This is a genomic window from Neisseria sp. P0021.S006, assembly GCF_051956895.1.
Genome location: NZ_JBQCWZ010000962.1, coordinates 1 through 562 on the forward strand (window position 1 = coordinate 1; position 562 = coordinate 562).

General features: G+C 51.4%; 1 protein-coding gene. It reads left to right on the top strand.

What is annotated here, in order from left to right:
• On the top strand, positions 1–562 hold a 562-nt coding region (gene ung, locus ACTHUM_RS18165; protein WP_440403705.1), incomplete at both ends, for a uracil-DNA glycosylase.

Below are 562 nucleotides of genomic sequence, written 5' to 3' on the forward strand. Positions count from 1 at the left end.
AGGCAATTGGTGCGGAAAAAGAAAAGGCGTATTTTCAAATGATTTTGGAGAAGGTACGCCATGAAAGGCAGGCGGGGATAACCGTTTATCCGCCTGAACGTGACGTATTCAATGCCTTTCGGACGACTGAATTCGGAAATGTAAAAGTAGTGATTTTGGGGCAAGACCCGTATCACGGCGCGGGGCAGGCGCATGGTTTGGCGTTTTCCGTGCAATCTGAAATTGCGGTGCCGCCATCGCTGGTCAATATTTATAAAGAGTTGGCGACGGATATTGAGGATTTTCAGATTCCGCAACACGGCTATTTGCAGCATTGGGCGGAACAGGGCGTGTTGCTGTTGAACACGGTGTTGACTGTCCGTGCTGGTTCGGCTCATTCTCATGCGACTTTTGGTTGGGAGGCGTTTACCGATGAAGTTATCCGACAATTGGATAAGGAACGCGAGCATTTGGTCTTTATGCTGTGGGGCAGCCATGCGCAGAAGAAAGGCGCGTTTATCGACCGCAGCCGTCATTTGGTGCTGACCGCGCCGCACCCTTCGCCTTTATCGGCGTATCGTGG